Genomic DNA, 16,868 nt, shown 5'->3' with positions numbered 1-16,868 from the left:
TCGTCCAGCAACAGATCGATCCGCTCCCGCGCAGTCAGCTTCCCCTTGGCCCTCTGCGCAGCGGTCGCCCGCTCACTCGGCCCCGCATGAGCCTGCTCGCGAATGCGGCGCAGTTCGGCCGCCCGCCCCCGGGCCTCGTTCTCGACGGCGCCTGCCGTCGCTGCCGCGTCGGAGGGGGCGTAGTCCACTGTGGTCATGAAACGACGGTACGGGTACTTGGGCATCGAACCTTATGTCATTTCCCTACAACGTCGGCCGGTAAATCATGAGCACCCGGCACTATGTGCAGGTGACGGGGCCAGAGATCAGCCAACGACACGTCGATCAGGGCTGTAGGGCTTCGACAAGCAGTTGGACAGATCGTTGACGCACGAGAAGGTTCCGTAGCAGACCTTCTTGTTAGCCTGGAGCCATGACCACCATGCCCGCATCCCGCGCGCCCGCCCGCACCGTGCCGGACGTCACCGGCATCCTCATGCACACCGCACACGTGCTCAACACCCGGCTGTCCGCCGCGCTGACGGAGGTCGGCCTGCTCCAGCGCGAGCAGTGCGTGCTCGTCCACGCGCTCGCGGCCGAGCGCACCCAGGGGCAGCTCGCCGAGCTGTCGCGCATGGACAAGACCACCATGGTCGTGACCGTGGACGGCCTGGAGAAGGCCGGGTACGCCGAGCGGCGGCCGTCGAGCACGGACCGCAGGGCGCGCATCATCCACGTCACCGAGGCCGGCGCGGAGGTCGCCGCGCGCGGCCAGGAGGTCGTCGACCGCGTGCACCAGGAGGTGCTCGACGCGCTGCCGGCCGCGCAGCGGGACGTCTTCGTCGCCGCCCTGGAGGGCCTGATGGCCGGCCCGCTCGCCGAGCCCGTCCCGTCCGAACAGCCGGTCCGCCGGGCCCGGCAGGCCCGGCGGTAGGCGGCAAGAAGGTCCGTACAAGAAAACTAAATAAGAGATAGTCCCGTAGAAAACTATCTGCTACGGTCTTTCCTGTTGCCCAACGCCTCAGGAGAGACCGCATGAACGCCACCGACGCACCGCAGGACCGATCCCGCTGGTTCGCACTCGCGATCCTTTGCACCGGCGCGCTGATGATCGTCCTCGACGGCAGCATCGTCACCGTCGCGCTGCCCGCCATCCAGGAGGACCTGGGGTTCTCCCCCGCCGACCTGACCTGGACGGTCAACGCCTACATGATCGCCTTCGGCGGGCTGCTCCTCCTCGCCGGCCGCCTCGGTGACCTGCTCGGCCGGAAGCGGGTGTTCGTCGCCGGCATCGCGCTCTTCACCGCCGCCTCGCTGCTGTGCGGCGTGGCCACCGAGCCGTGGGCACTGATCGCCGCCCGCTTCCTCCAGGGCGTCGGCGGGGCGCTGGCCTCGGCCGTCGGGCTCGGCATGATCGTCACGCTCTTCACCGACGCGAAGGAGCGGGCGAAGGCCATCGGCGCGTTCGCGTTCACCGGCGCGGTCGGCGCCTCGCTGGGCCAGGTGCTCGGCGGTCTGCTCACCGACGCGCTGAGCTGGCACTGGATCTTCTTCATCAACGTGCCCATCGGGCTGGCGACCGCCGCGCTGGCGCTGCGCGTGCTGCCGGGCGACCGCGGCATCGGCCTGGCCGCGGGCGCCGACGTCGCCGGGGCGCTGCTGGTCACGTCCGGGCTGATGCTCGGCGTCTACACCATCGTCGAGACCGAGAGCCACGGCTGGGCCTCCGGCCGCACGCTCGGCTCCGCCGCGCTCGCCGCGGCCCTGCTCGCCGGCTTCGTGCTCCGCCAGGCCCGGGCCGCCGCACCGCTGCTGCCGCTGCGGGTGTTCCGCTCGCGCACCGTCGCCGGCGCCAACGCCGTCCAGCTGCTCGTGATCTCGGGGATGTTCGCCTTCCAGATCATCGTGGCGCTCTACATGCAGCAGGTGCTGGGCTACGGGGCCGCGGAGACCGGTCTGGCGATGCTGCCGGCCGCGCTCACCATCGGCGTCACCTCGCTGCTCGTCTCCGCCCGGCTGGTGGCGCGGTTCGGCGAGCGGTCGGTGCTGCTGGCCGGGCTGGTGCTCCTCGCGGCCGGCCTGGCGCTGCTCGTCCGCCTCCCGCGGGACCCGGCCGAGGTGAGCTACGCGGCCCATCTGCTGCCGACGATGCTGCTGCTCAGCGGCGGCGGGCTGGTGCTGCCCGCGATGACCGCGCTGGGCATGTCCGGGGCGCGCGAGGACGACGCCGGGGTGGTGTCGGGGCTCTTCAACACCGGGCAGCAGATGGGCGGCGCGCTGGGCGTCGCGGTGCTCACCACGCTGGCGGCGGGGCGCACGGAGTCGCTGGCCGCGGCCGGGGAGGGCCGGGACGCGGCCCTGACGGGCGGCTTCCAGCTCGCGTTCGGCATCGGGGCGGTGCTGGTCGCCGCGGCGGCGGTGCTGACGGTCGCGGTGCTGCGGCCGCGTACGGCAGGCGGGCCGGGGCAGCCCGGCGCCGGCGCCGGGGCCGCCGGTGCGGAGGGTCCGGCCGCGGATGCCGCCGGCGCGGAGAGCCCCGGGGCCACGGGCGCAGGTGCGGGCTCCGGCGCCGCCCCGGCGCCCGGTGCTACTCCTGCGGCACGACTCCGGCTCGCAGCAGACCGTAGGCGTACGCGTCGTCCAGCGCCTGCCACGACGCCGCGATGACGTTGTCCGCGACGCCGACGGTGTCCCACTCGCCGCGGCCGTCACCGGTGGTGATGAGCACCCGTGTCGTCGACGCGGTGCCGTGGGTCCCCTCCAGGATCCGCACCTTGTAGTCGATCAGCTCGAAGTCGGCGAGCTGGGGGTAGATCCGCTCCAGTGCCACCCGCAGGGCCCGGTCCAGCGCATGGACCGGGCCTTTGCCCTCCGCCGTGACGACGGCCCGCTCGCCCTTCGCCCAGAGCTTCACCGTTGCCTCGTTGGCGTGGGTGCCGTCCGGCCGGTCCTCGACGATGGCCCGCCAGGACTCGGTACGGAAGTAGCGCCGCGTCTTGCCGGACTCGCGCAACTGCAGCTCCTCGCGGAGCAGCAGCTCGAAGGAGGCGTCGGCGGCCTCGTACGTCAGCCCGCGGTGCTCGTTCTCCTTGACCCGCTCCACGACCCGGCTCAGCAGCTCGCGGTCGTCGCCGAGGTCGAGGCCGAGATCCTTGCCCTTCAGCTCGATCGACGCCCGGCCCGCCATGTCGGAGACCAGCATGCGCAGCCGGTTGCCGACCAGCTCGGGGTCGATGTGCTGGTAGAGGTCGGGGTCGACCTTGATGGCGGAGGCGTGCAGGCCCGCCTTGTGGGCGAAGGCCGAGACGCCCACGTAGGGCTGGTGGGTGGCGGGCGCGATGTTGACGACCTCGGCGACGGCGTGCGAGATCCGGGTCATCTCCGCCAGCTTGCCGGCGGGCAGCACACGCATGTCGTACTTCAGCTCCAGCGCGGCCACCACCGGGAAGAGGTTGGCGTTGCCGACGCGCTCGCCGTAGCCGTTGGCGGTGCACTGCACATGGGTGGCGCCCCCGTCGACGGCGGCCAGGGTGTTGGCCACGGCGCAGCCGGAGTCGTCCTGGGCGTGCATGCCCAGTCTTGCTCCGGTCCGGGCCAGCACCTCGGCGACGGTCTCGCGCACCTGGCCGGGGAGCATGCCGCCGTTGGTGTCGCAGAGCACGACGACGTCCGCGCCGGCCTCGTGCGCGGCGGCGACGACCTGCTTGGCGTACGCGGCGTTGGCGCGGTGGCCGTCGAAGAAGTGCTCGCAGTCGACGAAGACCCGGCGGCCGTGCTCGCGCAGGAACGCGACCGTGTCGCGGACCATCGCCAGGTTCTCGGCGAGCGTGGTGCGCAGCGCCAGCTCCACGTGCCGGTCGTGCGCCTTGGCGACCAGGGTGACGACGGGGGCCTTCGACTCCAGCAGCGCGAGGACCTGGGGGTCGTCCTCGACCCGTACGCCCGCCTTGCGGGTGGCGCCGAAGGCGACGAGCTGCGCGTGCCGGAAGTCGACCTCGTCGCGGGCACGGCGGAAGAACTCCGTGTCCCGGGGCACCGCGCCGGGCCAGCCGCCCTCGATGAAGCCCACGCCGAAGTCGTCGAGGTGCCGGGCGATGGCCAGCTTGTCGGCGACGGTCAGGCTGATGCCCTCGCGCTGCGCGCCGTCGCGCAGCGTGGTGTCGAAGACGTGGAACGCGTCGTCGGGGGTTTCGGGGGCGGCGGGCTCTGTGCTCATCGAAGTGCTCCTGTCGGGATGGTGTGTGCTCTCCGGTCCCGGAAATGGAAAAGACCCCTCGCGGGTCGCGAGAGGTCTGCGCGCGGGTCTGGGACGCGGTGAGCCGGCACCGCATGCGGATCGCGGTACGGGTCAGCGCGGACCGGCGCGCCTGTTGCCAATAATCATGACGGCAGACGAGGTCACGTCGGGAAGTGTGGCACACACTCCGCCCGGTCTGGAGACCCGTCTCACGATACGGGCAGAGTGCCCACGTTTCGTACGAGGAGGTCAGGGCGCAATCGCGGTCTTGTGTGGATGTCATGCGCGTGCCAATTTGGTCCAGGCCAGTCGGTACGGCACCTCCCACAACCCCCACATGGTTCACACAAAGGAGAACCACCGCATGAGACCCCAGAAGTCCGCGCGTCTGGGTGGCACCTTCGCCGCCCTTCTCCTCCTCGGCACCGCCGCACTCGGCTCCACGGCCGCCGCGGCGCCCCCGCCGGCCGACCGTTCCGGGCAGGGGGTGCAGGCCGACGCCGCCACCCTCGCGCTCGACGCCGACGTCACCCGCACCCTCGGCAGCGACAGCGCCGGCACGTACCTGGACGCCGACACCGGCGACCTGGTCGTGACGGTCACCGACAAGGCCGCCGCCGCCGAGGCCCGCGCCGCCGGCGCCCGCGCCGAGCTGGTCGAGCACAGCGCCGCGGAACTGCGCTCCGCGATGGGCGCCTTCGAGGACCGGGCGAAGATCACCGGCACCTCCTGGGGTGTCGATCCGGCCACCAACCAGATCGCCGTGCAGGCCGACTCCACCGTCTCCGCCGCCGAGTACGCGAAGCTGAAGCGCGTCGCGAAGAGCCTCGACGGCGCGGCCCGGGTGGAGCGGGTACCCGGAGCGTTCAAGAAAGAGGTGCTCGGCGGCGACGCGATCTACGGCGGCGGCTACCGCTGCTCCGCGGCGTTCAACGTGACCAAGAACAACGCCCGCTACTTCGTCACCGCGGGCCACTGCACCAACGCCGGCGCCTCCTGGTCGGCCACCAGCGGCGGCGCGGCCATCGGCACCCGCGAGGGCACCAGCTTCCCGACCAACGACTACGGCATCGTCCGCTACACCGACGGCTCCTCCCCCGCGGGCACCGTGAACCTCTACAACGGCAGCACCCGGGACATCTCCAGCGCCGCCAACGCCGTCGTCGGCCAGGCCATCCAGAAGAGCGGCTCCACCACCCAGGTCACCAGCGGCACCGTGACCGCGGTGAACGTGACCGTCAACTACAGCGACGGCCCCGTCTACAACATGGTCCGCACCACCGCCTGCTCCGCCGGCGGCGACAGCGGCGGCGCCCACTTCTCGGGCAACGTCGCGTACGGCATCCACTCCGGCAGCTCGGGCTGCTCCGGCACCAACGGCTCCGCCATCCACCAGCCGGTCACCGAGGCGCTCAGCGCGTACGGTGTGAGCGTCTACTGACGCACGGCAGCGCACCACGGCACGAAGGGGGCCGCCGCCGCAGCCCGGCAGCGGCCCCCGGCCCCTGCCTCAGCCCAGCTCGTGCATCCACCCGTGCGGGTCCGCCGCCTGCCCCGTCTGCACGTCGACCAGCGCCTTCCGCAGCCGCGCCGTGACCGGCCCCATCGACCCGTCGGCGACCGTCCACTCCGCCGTGCTCGACTTGGCGTGCCCCACCGGCGTGATGACCGCCGCCGTGCCGCACGCGAAGGTCTCCGAGATCGTGCCGTCCAGGCAGCCGGCCTGCCACTCCTCCTTGGAGATCCGCACCTCGCCGGTCCGGTAGCCGAGGCCGGCGGCGATGGTCAGCAGCGAGTCGCGCGTGATGCCCGGCAGCAGCGTGCCGGTCAGCTCGGGCGTGACCACCTCCGCCTCGGGGCCCTCGCCCCGGACGAAGTAGAGGTTCATCCCGCCCATCTCCTCGATCCACCGGCGCTCCACCGCGTCCAGCCACACCACCTGGTCGCAGCCCTGCTGGACGGCCTGGAGGGTGGCGGCCATCGCGCCCGCGTAGTTGCCCGCGCACTTGGCCTCGCCGGTGCCGCCGGGCGCGGCGCGCACGTACTCCTCGGTGAGCCAGACCGACACCGGCTTGATGCCGCCCGTGAAGTACGCGCCCGCGGGCGAGGCCAGGACCATGAACAGGTATTCGTGCGCCGGGGAGTTCACGCCGAGGCCGACCTCGGTGGCGAACATGAAGGGGCGCAGGTAGAGCGACTCCTCGCCGGTGCCCGGCACCCACGCCTTGTCCTGGCGCACCAGCGCGTCGATGGCCGCCACGAAGGTCTCGACCGGCAGCTCCGGCATCGCCAGCCGGCGCGCGGAGAGCTGGAAGCGGCGCGCGTTGGCGTCGGGCCGGAAGGTGCGGACGCTGCCGTCCGGCTGCCGGTATGCCTTCAGCCCCTCGAAGATGGACTGCCCGTAGTGCAGCGCCATCGTCGCCGGGTCGAGGGTGAGCGGCGCGTACGGCTGGAGCTGCGCGTCGTGCCAGCCGCGGCCTTCGGTCCACTTGATCGTGACCATGTGGTCGGTGAAGTGCTTGCCGAAGCCGGGGTTGGTGAGGATCGCCTCGCGCTCCGCGTCGGACAGCGGGTGCGCGGACGGCTTGAGCTCGATCGTGGTCATGAGATTCGTGTCCTTCACCGTTCGGTGGGTGGCGGACCGCGTCCCGTACCGAAGTCCTCGCACCCGAAGGTACTAGGACGTCCGAGCATTACCCCGTGCCGCGGCCCCGCTCTCGATTATGACGGGGGCGCGGGCAGCGGCAAGCGTGGCGGTGGTACGCGGCCCGAAGGGTCATCGTCGCACCGACCCCGCCCGGAGGGCAGGGTCGTCGGCCGTACGGAGAAACCTGACCGGCCGGGCCGGCCGCAGCGAGCGTGTGTGGTCCCGGCGGTCAGCCGGATACTCGGGCGGCGAGCGCGTCGCCGATCTCGTCCGTGGTGCGCGCAGCGGAGCCCCGCGCGGCGAGGTCGGCCTCGACGGCCTTCTCGACGCGGGCGGCCTGCGCGGCGTAGCCGAGGTGGCGCAGCAGCAGGGCGACCGACAGGACCGTGGCCGTCGGGTCGGCCTTGCCGGTGCCGGCGATGTCCGGCGCGGAGCCGTGGACCGGCTCGAACATCGACGGGAAGGCGCCGGCCGGGTTGATGTTCCCGGAGGCGGCGAGACCGATGCCGCCGCTGATGGCGGCGGCCAGGTCGGTGAGGATGTCGCCGAAGAGGTTGTCGGTGACGATCACGTCGAACCGCTCGGGCCGGGTGGTGAGGAAGATCGTCGCGGCGTCGACGTGCAGGTAGTCCGTGGTGACGTCGGGGTACTCGGCGCCGACCCGGTCGAAGGTGTCCTTCCACAGGTGGCCGGCGTACACGAGCACGTTGTTCTTGTGCACGAGCGTCAGCTTCCTGCGCGGGCGGGCCTGGGCGCGCTCGAACGCGTCCCGGACCACGCGCTCCACGCCGTACGCGGTGTTGACGCTCACCTCGGTGGCGACCTCGGCCGGGGTGCCGGTGCGCAGGCTGCCGCCGTTGCCGGTGTACGGCCCCTCGGTGCCCTCGCGGACGACGACGAAGTCGATGGCGGGGCGGCCGGCGAGCGGGGTCTCGGTGCCCGGGAAGAGCTTCGACGGGCGCAGGTTCACGTAGTGGTCGAAGGCGAAGCGCAGCTTCAGCAGCAGCCCGCGCTCCAGCACGCCGGACGGCACCGAGGGGTCGCCGATGGCGCCGAGCAGGATCGCGTCGAAGTCCTTGAGGGCGGTCAGCTCCGCGTCCGGCAGGGTCTCGCCGGTGGCGTGCCAGCGCCGGGCGCCCAGATCGTAGCTCTCGGTCTCCAGCTTCACGTCCTGCGGCAGGACGGCGGAGAGCACTTTCAGGCCCTGGGCCACGACCTCCGGGCCGATGCCGTCGCCGGGAATGGACGCGAGACGAATGCTGCGAGACATGTGGGGGAGCCTACGCGCTACGTCTTGCGGGATGACACCGCCGTCCGGGATGTGGACAGACCGCGGGCGTTCACCACGCCGACGGCCGCGGTTCTCCGGTGCGCCGGCAACGAGGGGGAATGCTCGGCCATATGGAGACCCCCGGCTTCGGCATCCCCCCACGGCTCGCCCGCAGCATGAGCATGGCCGAACAGCACGAGTACCTGCGCCGCGCGCTCTCCCGGCGCCGCGTCGTCACCGGCGCCGGCGGTCTGGCCGGCGGGCTGTTCCTCGCCGGGTGCGGCGACGGCGGCGGCCCCGGCCGTATGGACGACTCCCCGGCGCGCTCCGCCGGCCCCGCGCCCTCCGGTGCGGCGGCGTTCGGCCGGCATCTGGCGTTCGGCGCCGACCCGCGCAGCCAGATGCGGGTGGGCTGGCAGCTCCCGCTGCCGGTGCGCCGGCCGTACGTGCGCTTCGGCACCCAGGACGGCGGCCTCGGCGAGCGCGTCGAGGCGGAGATCCGGCCGCTGAAGACCCCGGCGCTCAGCGGCCTCCCGGCGGTGGAGCAGCACTACGTGCACGCCGCGCTCGACGGCCTCGCGCCCGGCACGGCGTACGTCTACGGCCTCGGCCACGACGGGTTCGACCCCGCCTCCCCCGACGCCGCCGGGCACCTCGCGACGTTCCGTACCGCGCCCGCCGGGCCCCGGCGCTTCGTCTTCACCGCCTTCGGCGACCAGGGCACGGGATCCGCCGCCCGCGCCGTCACCCGGGGCATCCGCGACCTGCCCGGCGGCCCGCCGGCCTTCCATCTGCACGCCGGGGACATCTGCTACGCCGAGGACTCCGGGCGCGGCCTGGAGAGCGACCGCTACGACGCCCGGGTCTGGGACCGCTTCCTGCGGCAGATCGACCCGGTGTCCTCGCGGGTCCCGTGGATGCCGGCGATGGGCAACCACGACATGGAGGCGTGGTACTCCCCCGACGGCTACGGCGGCCAGCGCGCCCGCTGGACGCTGCCGGGCAACGGGTTCGACCCGCGCGAGGCGCCCGGTGCGTACTCCTTCGTCTACGGCAACGTCGCCGTCGTGGCGCTGGACGCCAACGACGTGTCGTACGAGATCCCGGCCAACCTCGGCTACACCGACGGCGCCCAGGCGCGCTGGCTCGACCGGCGGCTCGGGGAGCTGCGCGGCGCGCCCGGCGTCGACTTCGTCGTGGTCTTCTTCCACCACTGCGCGTACTCCACCAGCACGCACGCCTCGGACGGCGGGGTGCGCAGGCACTTCACGCCGCTCTTCGACAGGCACCGGGTGGATCTGGTGATCAACGGCCACAACCACGTCTACGAGCGCACCGACGCGCTGCGCGCCGGGGCCCTCACCCGCCCGCTGCCGACCGGCGGCTCCGCGGACCCGGCGCGCGACGGCGCGGTCTACGTCACCGCGGGCGGCGGCGGCCGCAAGCTCTACGACTTCACCGCGCCGGACAGCTACGAGGGCCGGCGCCGCGACCGCGACGTGGTGCACACCTTCGTCTGGACGCGCGACGGCCGGAAGGCGCCGGAGGACGTGGAGTGGTCGCGGGTGCGCTACACCGGCTACTCGTTCCTGGCGGTGGAGTCCCGGCCCGGCACCTCGCCCGCGCTGCGGGTCGCCGCGTACGCCGAGGACGGCACGCGGATCGACCGGTTCGAGCTGGTACGGGGCCGCTGAGCGAACGCCGCGCGCGGGCCGGGATCCCGGGGGCGGTGGCGCGGGGGCCGGGTGCGGCGGTGGCGGGGCGGCGGCTCAGTGGCCGGTCGCGCCGCCGTTGTCGCGGCGGTCGAACGCCCGCTGGAGCGCGGCGGCGGCGTTCTTCCGGGCGATCGCGGAGTCCTGGCTCTGCGCGGTGCGGGCGGAGTGGCGGGCGCGGCGGACCGTGGTGGTGGCAGCCATGGGGCAGCTCCTCTGGGGCGCTGGGAAGACGTGGGGACGCCGCTGGGGCGGGAGCGGCGCCGCAGGGGTGACCTGCGTGAGGCGCCAGACCTCGACCACCGTCGCTGATCGGCGAGCGTTCGGCTCCTACAAAAGTAGGACGTCACAGCGTTCTTGTCTCGCCATATACTCGGGCTTCCTACTATCTGAGACGGCACCGCCCCTGACCTGCGGTGATCGTTACGGGTCCAGGGTGCCGAGGAGCGGCCCGAGCTGGCCGGGCGAGGTGATGCGGCGCACATCCGGGGCCCTCTTCCCGGCCACCCGTGCGGCCGCGCCCGGACGGTCCAGCCAGATCCCCGTCAGCCCTGCCGCGTCCGCGCCCGCCGCGTCGGTGTCCGGACGGTCCCCGACGTACGCGACGCGCTCCGGCGGCAGCCCGAGGGCGGCGCAGGCGGCGTGGAAGGCGCCGGCGGCGGGCTTGGCGATGCCGAGCTCCTCGGAGCACACCAGCGCCTCGAAGCGGTCGTGCACGCCGATGGCGCGGAGCTTCTCCTCCTGGTGCGGGGCGCTGCTGTTGGACAGCAGGCCGTGCCGGCGCGGCGGGGTGAGGCCGTCGAGCGCCGGTACGACGTCGGGGAAGACCCGCCAGTGCCGCCGGTACGCGGCCAGGTAGCCGGCCATCCAGACGTCGGCCTCGGCGTCGGTCAGCCTCCGGCCGGCGAGCACCCGGGCCCGCTCGCGGCGCTGGACCAGGAAGGTGAACTCCCCGGCGAGGTAGCGGTCCACGTACTCCTCGGAGACCGCGTGCCAGTGGTCCGCGGCGGCCCCGGGCGAGGCGTACCGGCCCAGCAGCCCGCGCGCGGTCAGGTATTCGAGCGCGGCGCGGCGCTCGGCGCCCGAGTGGTCGAAGATCGTGTCGTCGATGTCCCAGACCACGGCGAGTATCCGCATGTCACGACGGTAGCGCGGGGAGGGCGCGGGCGGCTGCCGGAGAGCGCGCGGAGGCGTCCTTCAGATCGTGAACCGGTCCGGGTCGGCCGCCGCCCAGTCCGCGGCCCAGGCCCGCGGCGGCTCGGCCAGGAGCTGCCCGGGCGCCGGCGGCGGCAGCGGCCGGTCGTCGCGGCGGACGGCGCGGGGCTCGATGCGGACGCGAAGCTGGTGCCGGCGCAGTTGCGCCGGGTCCTCCACGCCCATCGCCGACATGATTTCCAGGGCGCTCTGCACGGTGGCGCGCTGGAAGCGCTCGACGCGCACCGTCTTGTCCGCCACGTCCAGCGCGTGCACCCGCCGGGGGTCCTGCGTGGTCACGCCGACCGGGCAGGTGTTGGTGTGGCAGCGCTGGGTCTGCAGGCAGCCGAGGGCGAACATCATCGCGCGGGCCGAGTTGGTGTAGTCCGCGCCCTGGATGAGCCGCTTGACGATGTCGGAGCCAGTGGCGACCTTGCCCGCGGCGCCGATGCGGATACGGTCCCGCAGCCCGGTGCCGATGAGGGCGCCGTGCACGGCCGCCAGTCCCTGGGTGAGCGGGGCGCCGATGTTGTCGGCGAACTCCAGCGGCCCCGCCCCCGTACCGCCCTCCGAGCCGTCGACCAGGATGAAGTCGGGCGCGGTGCCCTCGGCGAGCATCGCCTTGCAGACCGCGAGGAGCTGCACCCGCGAGCCCACGCACAGCTTGATCCCGGCCGGCTTGCCGCCGGCCAGCTCCCGCATCCGGGCGACGAAGCGCACCAGCTCGCGCGGGGTGGAGAAGACCCGGTGGTACGGCGGCGAGACCACGGTCTCGCCCTGGGGCACGCCGCGGGCGCGGGCGATCCTGGCGTCGACCTTGGCGCCGGGCAGCAGCCCGCCGATGCCGGGCTTGGCCCCCTGGGACAGCTTCAGCGACACGCACCTGACCCGGTCGTCGGCGGCCTTGCCGGCGAACTGCCGGGCGTCGAAGTCGCCGTCGGGGGTACGGCAGCCGAAGTAGCCGGTGCCGATCTCCCACACCAGGTCGCCGCCGGGCCGCAGATGGAACTCGGAGATGCCGCCCTCGCCGGTGTCGTGCGCGAAGCCGCCGCGCGCGGCGCCGCCGTTGAGCGCGAGGATGGCGTGGGAGGACAGGGCGCCGAAGCTCATCGCCGAGACGTTCAGCAGCGCCATGTCGTACGGCCTGGTGCAGTCGGGGCCGCCGACGCGGACCCGCGGCGGGGTCGTGGGCATCGCCACCGGGGCGATGGAGTGCACGAGGAACCGGTGGCCGGGGGCCTCCACGTCCAGCTCCGTGCCGAAGGGCTCCTCGGCGTCGGTGCCCTTGGCACGCTCGTAGACGATGCTGCGCACGTTGCGGTCGAAGGGGCGGCCGTCGAAGTTCCGCTCGATGAAGTACTGCTGCATCTCGGGGCGGAGCCGTTCCAGCAGGAAGCGCAGATGGCCCACCAGCGGGTAGTTCCGCAGCACGGAGTGGTGGCGCTGGAGCACGTCCCACACGCCGAGCGCGGCGAGCGCCAGGAACACGCCCGCGGCCGGCCACCACGCACCGGACACCAGCGTCGCGGCGAGGGTGCACCCGATGGCGGCCACGACGACGGCGGCGAAGAAGCTGTTCCTCTTCATACGCGATCCATCGGACCACAGCACCGGCCCGCACGCACGGGGCCGCCCCCGGCCGACGGGGGAGGCGACCGGGGGCGGCGTGTGCGGGGACCGCGCGGAGCGGTCCTGCGGGCGTCAGCCCATGTGGGGGTAGCGGTAGTCCGTCGGAGCGTCCATCGTCTCCTTGATGGCGCGCGGCGAGGACCAGCGCAGGAGGTTGAACTTCGAGCCCGCCTTGTCGTTGGTGCCGGAGGCGCGGGCGCCGCCGAAGGGCTGCTGGCCGACGATCGAGCCGGTGGGCCGGTCGTTGACGTAGAAGTTGCCGGCCGCGAAGCGCAGCCGCCGGGTCGCGTCGGCGATGACCGCGCGGTCCTGCGCGAGGACGGCGCCGGTCAGGGCGTACGCGGCGACGGACTCCATCTGGTCCAGCATCGCGTCGTAGGTGTCGTCCTCGTACACGTGCACGGCGATGATCGGGCCGAAGTACTCCTCGGTGAAGACCTCGTTCTCCGGGTCCGAGCAGACGATGACCGTGGGGCGGACGAAGTACCCGACGGTGTCGTCGTACGTGCCGCCCGCGACGATCTCGCACGCCGGGTCGGTCCTGGCGCGGTCGATGGCGGCCTTGTTCTTCGCGAACGCCCGGTCGTCGATGACGGCGCCGATGAAGTTCCCCAGGTCGGTGACGTCGCCCATGGCCAGGCCCTCGACCTCGGTGACCAGCGACTCCTTCAGCCCGCCGTCCCACAGCGAGCGCGGGACGTACGCGCGGGAGGCGGCCGAGCACTTCTGGCCCTGGTACTCGAAGGCGCCGCGGGTGATGGCGGTCTTCAGCTTCGCCGGGTCCGCCGTCGGGTGGGCGACGATGAAGTCCTTGCCGCCGGTCTCGCCGACGATCCGCGGGTACGCCTTGTAGCCGGGCAGGTTCTTGCCGACCTCGCCCCACAGGTGCTGGAAGGTGCGGGTGGAGCCGGTGAAGTGGATGCCGGCCAGGTCCGGGTGCGGGAGCGCGACCTCGGAGACCTCCTTGCCGTCGCCGGTGACGAGGTTGATGACGCCGGGCGGCATCCCCGCCTCCTCCAGCAGCCGCATGAGCAGCACGGCGGCGTGCGTCTGGGTCGGGGACGGCTTCCAGACCACGACGTTGCCCATGAGGGCGGGCGCGGTCGGCAGGTTGCCGGCGATCGCGGTGAAGTTGAAGGGCGTGATCGCGTAGACGAAGCCCTCCAGCGGGCGGTGGTCGAGCCGGTTCCACACCCCGGGCGGCTGGACCGGCGGCTGCTCGTCCATGATCTGGCGGGCGAAGTGGACGTTGAAGCGCCAGAAGTCGACCAGCTCGCAGGGCGCGTCGATCTCCGCCTGCTGCGCGGTCTTCGACTGGCCCAGCATGGTGGACGCGGCGATCGTCTCGCGCCACGGCCCGGCGAGCAGGTCGGCGGCCTTGAGCAGGATCGCGGCGCGGTCGTCGAAGGACAGCGCGCGCCAGCCGGGCGCGGCGGCCAGGGCGGCGTCGATGGCGTCCTGCGCGTCGGCGCGGGTGGCGGTGCCGTACGTGCCGAGGACGGCCTTGTGGTTGTGCGGCTGCACGACGTCGACGCGCGCGCCGCCGCCCATGCGGTGTACGCCGCCGATGGTCATCGGCAGCTCCATGGGGCTCTCGGCCAGCTCCTTGAGCCTGGCCTCCAGCCGCGCACGCTCCGGCGTGCCGGGGGCGTAGGTGTGCACCGGCTCGTTGTACGGGGCGGGGACCTGGGTCACAGCGTCCATGGTTGCCGTTCTCCTTCGAGGTGCGGAGTCTTCCGGGGGCTCGCGGGGGTCGTCAGCGGCGGCCGGCCAGGGCGCGCAGGAAGAAGGCCGTGTTCGCCGGGCGCTCGGCGAGCCTGCGCATGAAGTAGCCGTACCAGTCGGTGCCGTAGGGGGTGTAGACGCGCATCCTGTGGCCCTCGGCCACCAGCCGCTGCTGCTCCTGGGTGCGGATGCCGTAGAGCATCTGGAACTCGTACTCGTCGGTCTTGCGGCCGTGCCGGCGGGCCAGTTCCTGGGTGATGGCGATCATCCGGGGGTCGTGGGTGCCGATCATGGGGTAGCCGCGGCCGGTCATGAGGATCTTCAGGCAGCGTACGTACGCCCGGTCCACCTCCGCCCTGTCCTGGAAGGCGACGACGGCCGGCTCCTTGTACGCGCCCTTCACCAGCCGCACCCGGGAACCCTCGCCGGCGAGGTCGCGGCAGTCCTCCTCGGTGCGGAAGAGGTACGCCTGCAGCACCGCGCCGGTCTGCGGGAAGCGCTCGCGCAGGGTGTGCAGGATGGCGAGGGTGGAGTCGACGGTGGTGTGGTCCTCCATGTCGAGGGTGACCGTGGTGCCGGCCGCGGCGGCGGCTTCGACCACCGGAGTGACGTGGGCGAGCGCGAGGTCGTGGCCGCCGGGCAGCGCCTGGCCGAAGGCGGAGAGCTTCACGGACATCTCGGCGCGGGCTCCCAGGCCCTCGTGCGTCAGCGCCTCGGTGAGGGCGAGGTACGCGTCCCGGGCGCGCAGCGCCTCGCGGGGGTCGGTGACGTCCTCGCCGAGGTGGTCGAGGGTGACCTCCAGGCCGCGGGCGGACAGGTCGCGGACGGCGGCGACGGCGTCGGCCAGCTCCTCGCCGGCCACGAAGCGCGCGACCACCTGGCGGCTGACCGGCGCGGCCGAGACGAGGCGACGGATTCCGTCGCTGCGCGCGGCGGCGAGAAGCACGGGACCCAGCACGGGGCACCTCCACGGTCGGGGCGCAGGTAACACCTCCGTGAAATCTAAGGATCGCTCCGATCCCGGGCCATCGACACCTGTCACGCATCCGGGAGCGCCGTCTCATACAGATGTATGAGAGGCTGCGGTCATGCGCGGCGACTACCAGCAGTTGGTGGACGAGGTCTCGGCGGCGCTCGGCGCCCCCGCCACCCTGGAGGACCGGGACTTCGGGCTGATCGCGTTCGGCGTCCACGACACGGGCGACGGCTCGTCGGGCGGCGTCTCCTCGCTCATGGACCCGGTCCGCACGAAGTCCATCCTGCACCGGCGCTCCACGGCGGCGGTGCGGGCGTGGTTCGAGGCGTACGGGATCGCGCGGGCGACCGGGCCGCTGCGGATCCCGCCGGACCCCTCCGCCGGGGTGCTCACCGGGCGGATCTGCCTGCCGGCGCGGCACGACGGGGTGGTGCAGGGGTACGTCTGGCTGCTCGACGACGGGCACCTTTCCGACGTCGAGCTGGGCGGTCCTGGACGGGCGCAGGACCCGCGGATCGCGCAGGCCATGCGGACGGCGGCGCGGATCGGGGCGCTGCTGGCGGCGGAGACCCGGGCGGGCGCGGCGGCCGGCGCGCTGCTGCACGACGTGCTGGCAGGCCCCGCGGCGGGGCGGGACGCGGCGCTCGCGGAGCTGCGCGACGCGCTGCCGGGCGGCGCAGCGGGGCCGGTGGCGGCGGTGGCGGTGCTGCCCTGGCGCCCGGCGGACCCGGCGGCACCCGGCCCGGGGCTGCCGCGGACGGCGGCGACGACGCTGGTGCGGGTGGGCGGCGGGACAGGCGGCGGGGCGGGGCCGGTGCGGGCACTGGCGGCGCTGGTGCTGCTGCCGTCCGCGGGCTCGGTGGACCCTGCGGTGGCGGCGGCGGAGCGGCTGCTGCACGCGGCGGGCGGCGGGCCGCCGGGCGGGACGCGGGCCGGTGCGCCGGGTGAGGTGCCGGCGGGGGTACGGCGCGGGGCGCGGGGCGCGGCACGCACCCGCGCCGGAGAGCCCGCCGCCGGGGAGGGCGCGGCTGGCGTACCGGACGCCGTGGCGGGCGTCGGCGACGGGCGGGCGGACCTCGCCGGGCTGCCCGGCACCTGGCGCGAGGCGCTGGCCGCCGCCCGGGCGGCGCGGGCCGCGCCGCGGCTGGGCCCGGTGGCGCGGTGGCCGGAGATCGGCCCGTACCGGCTGCTCACCGACCTGCCCGGCGGCGCCGACCCGGTGGTCGGCCGGCTGCTGGAGCCGGCCCACGCCGCCCTGGCCCGTACCGCCGAGGTCTATCTCGACCACGCGGGCCAGGCAGCCCGCACCGCCGCCGCGCTGGGCATCCACCGCCAGACGCTCTACTACCGGCTGTCGCGCGTCGAGGAACTGACCGGCCTGGACCTTTCGGCGGGCGAGGACCGCCTGCTCCTCCACATGTCGCTCAAGTCCGCCCGCCTCTGACCGCGGCCCCACGCGGCGCGCCGCAGGCGAGACGTGCCCGGCCCGCCTCGGGGGT

The 16,868-nt window shown here is 73.6% G+C and carries 13 protein-coding genes and 1 pseudogene; 5 read left to right on the top strand and 9 right to left on the bottom strand.

Going from position 1 to position 16,868, the window contains the following annotated elements; translation table 11 throughout:
- Positions 1 to 197: pseudogene (locus FB457_RS31620) on the bottom strand (methylmalonyl-CoA carboxyltransferase); the annotation flags it as partial.
- A gap of 215 nt (positions 198 to 412) precedes the next feature.
- Between FB457_RS31620 and FB457_RS31615 the strand changes: the two are divergent.
- Both FB457_RS31615 and FB457_RS31610 read left to right on the top strand, forming a co-directional pair.
- Positions 413 to 913 (top strand): MarR family winged helix-turn-helix transcriptional regulator, encoded by a 501-nt coding sequence (locus FB457_RS31615; protein ID WP_047018292.1) that lies wholly within the window; start codon positions 413 to 415, stop codon positions 911 to 913.
- 101 nt (positions 914 to 1,014) lie between these two features.
- A complete protein-coding gene (locus FB457_RS31610) occupies positions 1,015 to 2,646 on the top strand; it encodes an MFS transporter (RefSeq protein ID WP_047018291.1) in 1,632 nt (543 codons plus the stop codon).
- On the opposite strand, the gene cimA is transcribed toward FB457_RS31610, so the two are convergent.
- Entirely contained in the window at positions 2,567 to 4,195 is a 1,629-nt protein-coding gene (gene cimA / locus FB457_RS31605) for a citramalate synthase (protein WP_047018290.1), read from the bottom strand. The two genes, FB457_RS31610 and cimA, sit on opposite strands and share 80 nt — an antisense overlap.
- Before the next feature lie 385 nt (positions 4,196 to 4,580).
- Between cimA and FB457_RS31600 the strand changes: the two genes are divergently transcribed.
- Positions 4,581 to 5,657, top strand: a complete 1,077-nt coding sequence (locus FB457_RS31600) for a S1 family peptidase (RefSeq protein WP_047018289.1) — start codon at positions 4,581 to 4,583, stop codon at positions 5,655 to 5,657.
- 69 nt (positions 5,658 to 5,726) lie between these two features.
- On the opposite strand, the gene FB457_RS31595 is transcribed toward FB457_RS31600, so the two are convergent.
- Positions 5,727 to 6,821: a branched-chain amino acid aminotransferase gene (locus FB457_RS31595; protein WP_047018288.1), complete on the bottom strand. Its 1,095-nt coding sequence runs from the start codon at positions 6,819 to 6,821 to the stop codon at positions 5,727 to 5,729.
- Between the two features lie 271 nt (positions 6,822 to 7,092).
- Positions 7,093 to 8,133, bottom strand: a complete 1,041-nt coding sequence (locus tag FB457_RS31590) for a 3-isopropylmalate dehydrogenase (protein ID WP_047018287.1) — start codon at positions 8,131 to 8,133, stop codon at positions 7,093 to 7,095.
- 131 nt (positions 8,134 to 8,264) lie between these two features.
- Between FB457_RS31590 and FB457_RS31585 the strand changes: the two genes are divergently transcribed.
- Positions 8,265 to 9,827 (top strand): purple acid phosphatase family protein, encoded by a 1,563-nt coding sequence (locus FB457_RS31585; RefSeq protein WP_047018286.1) that lies wholly within the window; start codon positions 8,265 to 8,267, stop codon positions 9,825 to 9,827.
- 75 nt (positions 9,828 to 9,902) lie between these two features.
- Here FB457_RS31585 and FB457_RS35505 read toward each other — a convergent pair whose 3' ends face one another.
- The 5 genes from FB457_RS35505 to FB457_RS31565 all read right to left on the bottom strand — a co-directional run bounded on the left by FB457_RS35505 (position 9,903) and on the right by FB457_RS31565 (position 15,351).
- Positions 9,903 to 10,049: a hypothetical protein gene (locus tag FB457_RS35505; RefSeq protein WP_164492587.1), complete on the bottom strand. Its 147-nt coding sequence runs from the start codon at positions 10,047 to 10,049 to the stop codon at positions 9,903 to 9,905.
- Positions 10,050 to 10,268: 219 nt separating this feature from the next.
- Complete coding sequence (locus FB457_RS31580) at positions 10,269 to 10,982, bottom strand: HAD family hydrolase (protein WP_047018285.1); 714 nt, start codon at positions 10,980 to 10,982, stop codon at positions 10,269 to 10,271.
- Between the two features lie 60 nt (positions 10,983 to 11,042).
- Positions 11,043 to 12,626 carry an FMN-binding glutamate synthase family protein gene (locus FB457_RS31575; RefSeq protein ID WP_047018284.1) on the bottom strand — a complete coding sequence of 528 codons (1,584 nt, stop codon included), beginning with the start codon at positions 12,624 to 12,626 and terminating at the stop codon, positions 11,043 to 11,045.
- A gap of 114 nt (positions 12,627 to 12,740) precedes the next feature.
- Complete coding sequence (gene pruA, locus FB457_RS31570; RefSeq protein WP_047018283.1) at positions 12,741 to 14,372, bottom strand: L-glutamate gamma-semialdehyde dehydrogenase; 1,632 nt, start codon at positions 14,370 to 14,372, stop codon at positions 12,741 to 12,743.
- Positions 14,373 to 14,424: 52 nt separating this feature from the next.
- The gene (locus FB457_RS31565; RefSeq protein WP_047018282.1) at positions 14,425 to 15,351 is read right to left on the bottom strand and encodes a proline dehydrogenase family protein; all 927 of its coding nucleotides are present in this window, start codon (positions 15,349 to 15,351) and stop codon (positions 14,425 to 14,427) included.
- Between the two features lie 130 nt (positions 15,352 to 15,481).
- Between FB457_RS31565 and FB457_RS31560 the strand changes: the two genes are divergently transcribed.
- Positions 15,482 to 16,813 (top strand): helix-turn-helix domain-containing protein, encoded by a 1,332-nt coding sequence (locus FB457_RS31560; protein ID WP_047018281.1) that lies wholly within the window; start codon positions 15,482 to 15,484, stop codon positions 16,811 to 16,813.
- The last annotated feature ends 55 nt before the right edge of the window (positions 16,814 to 16,868 follow it).

This window comes from Streptomyces sp. CNZ287 (genome assembly GCF_007827615.1).
This window is presented reverse-complemented; position numbering and strand designations above follow the sequence as displayed.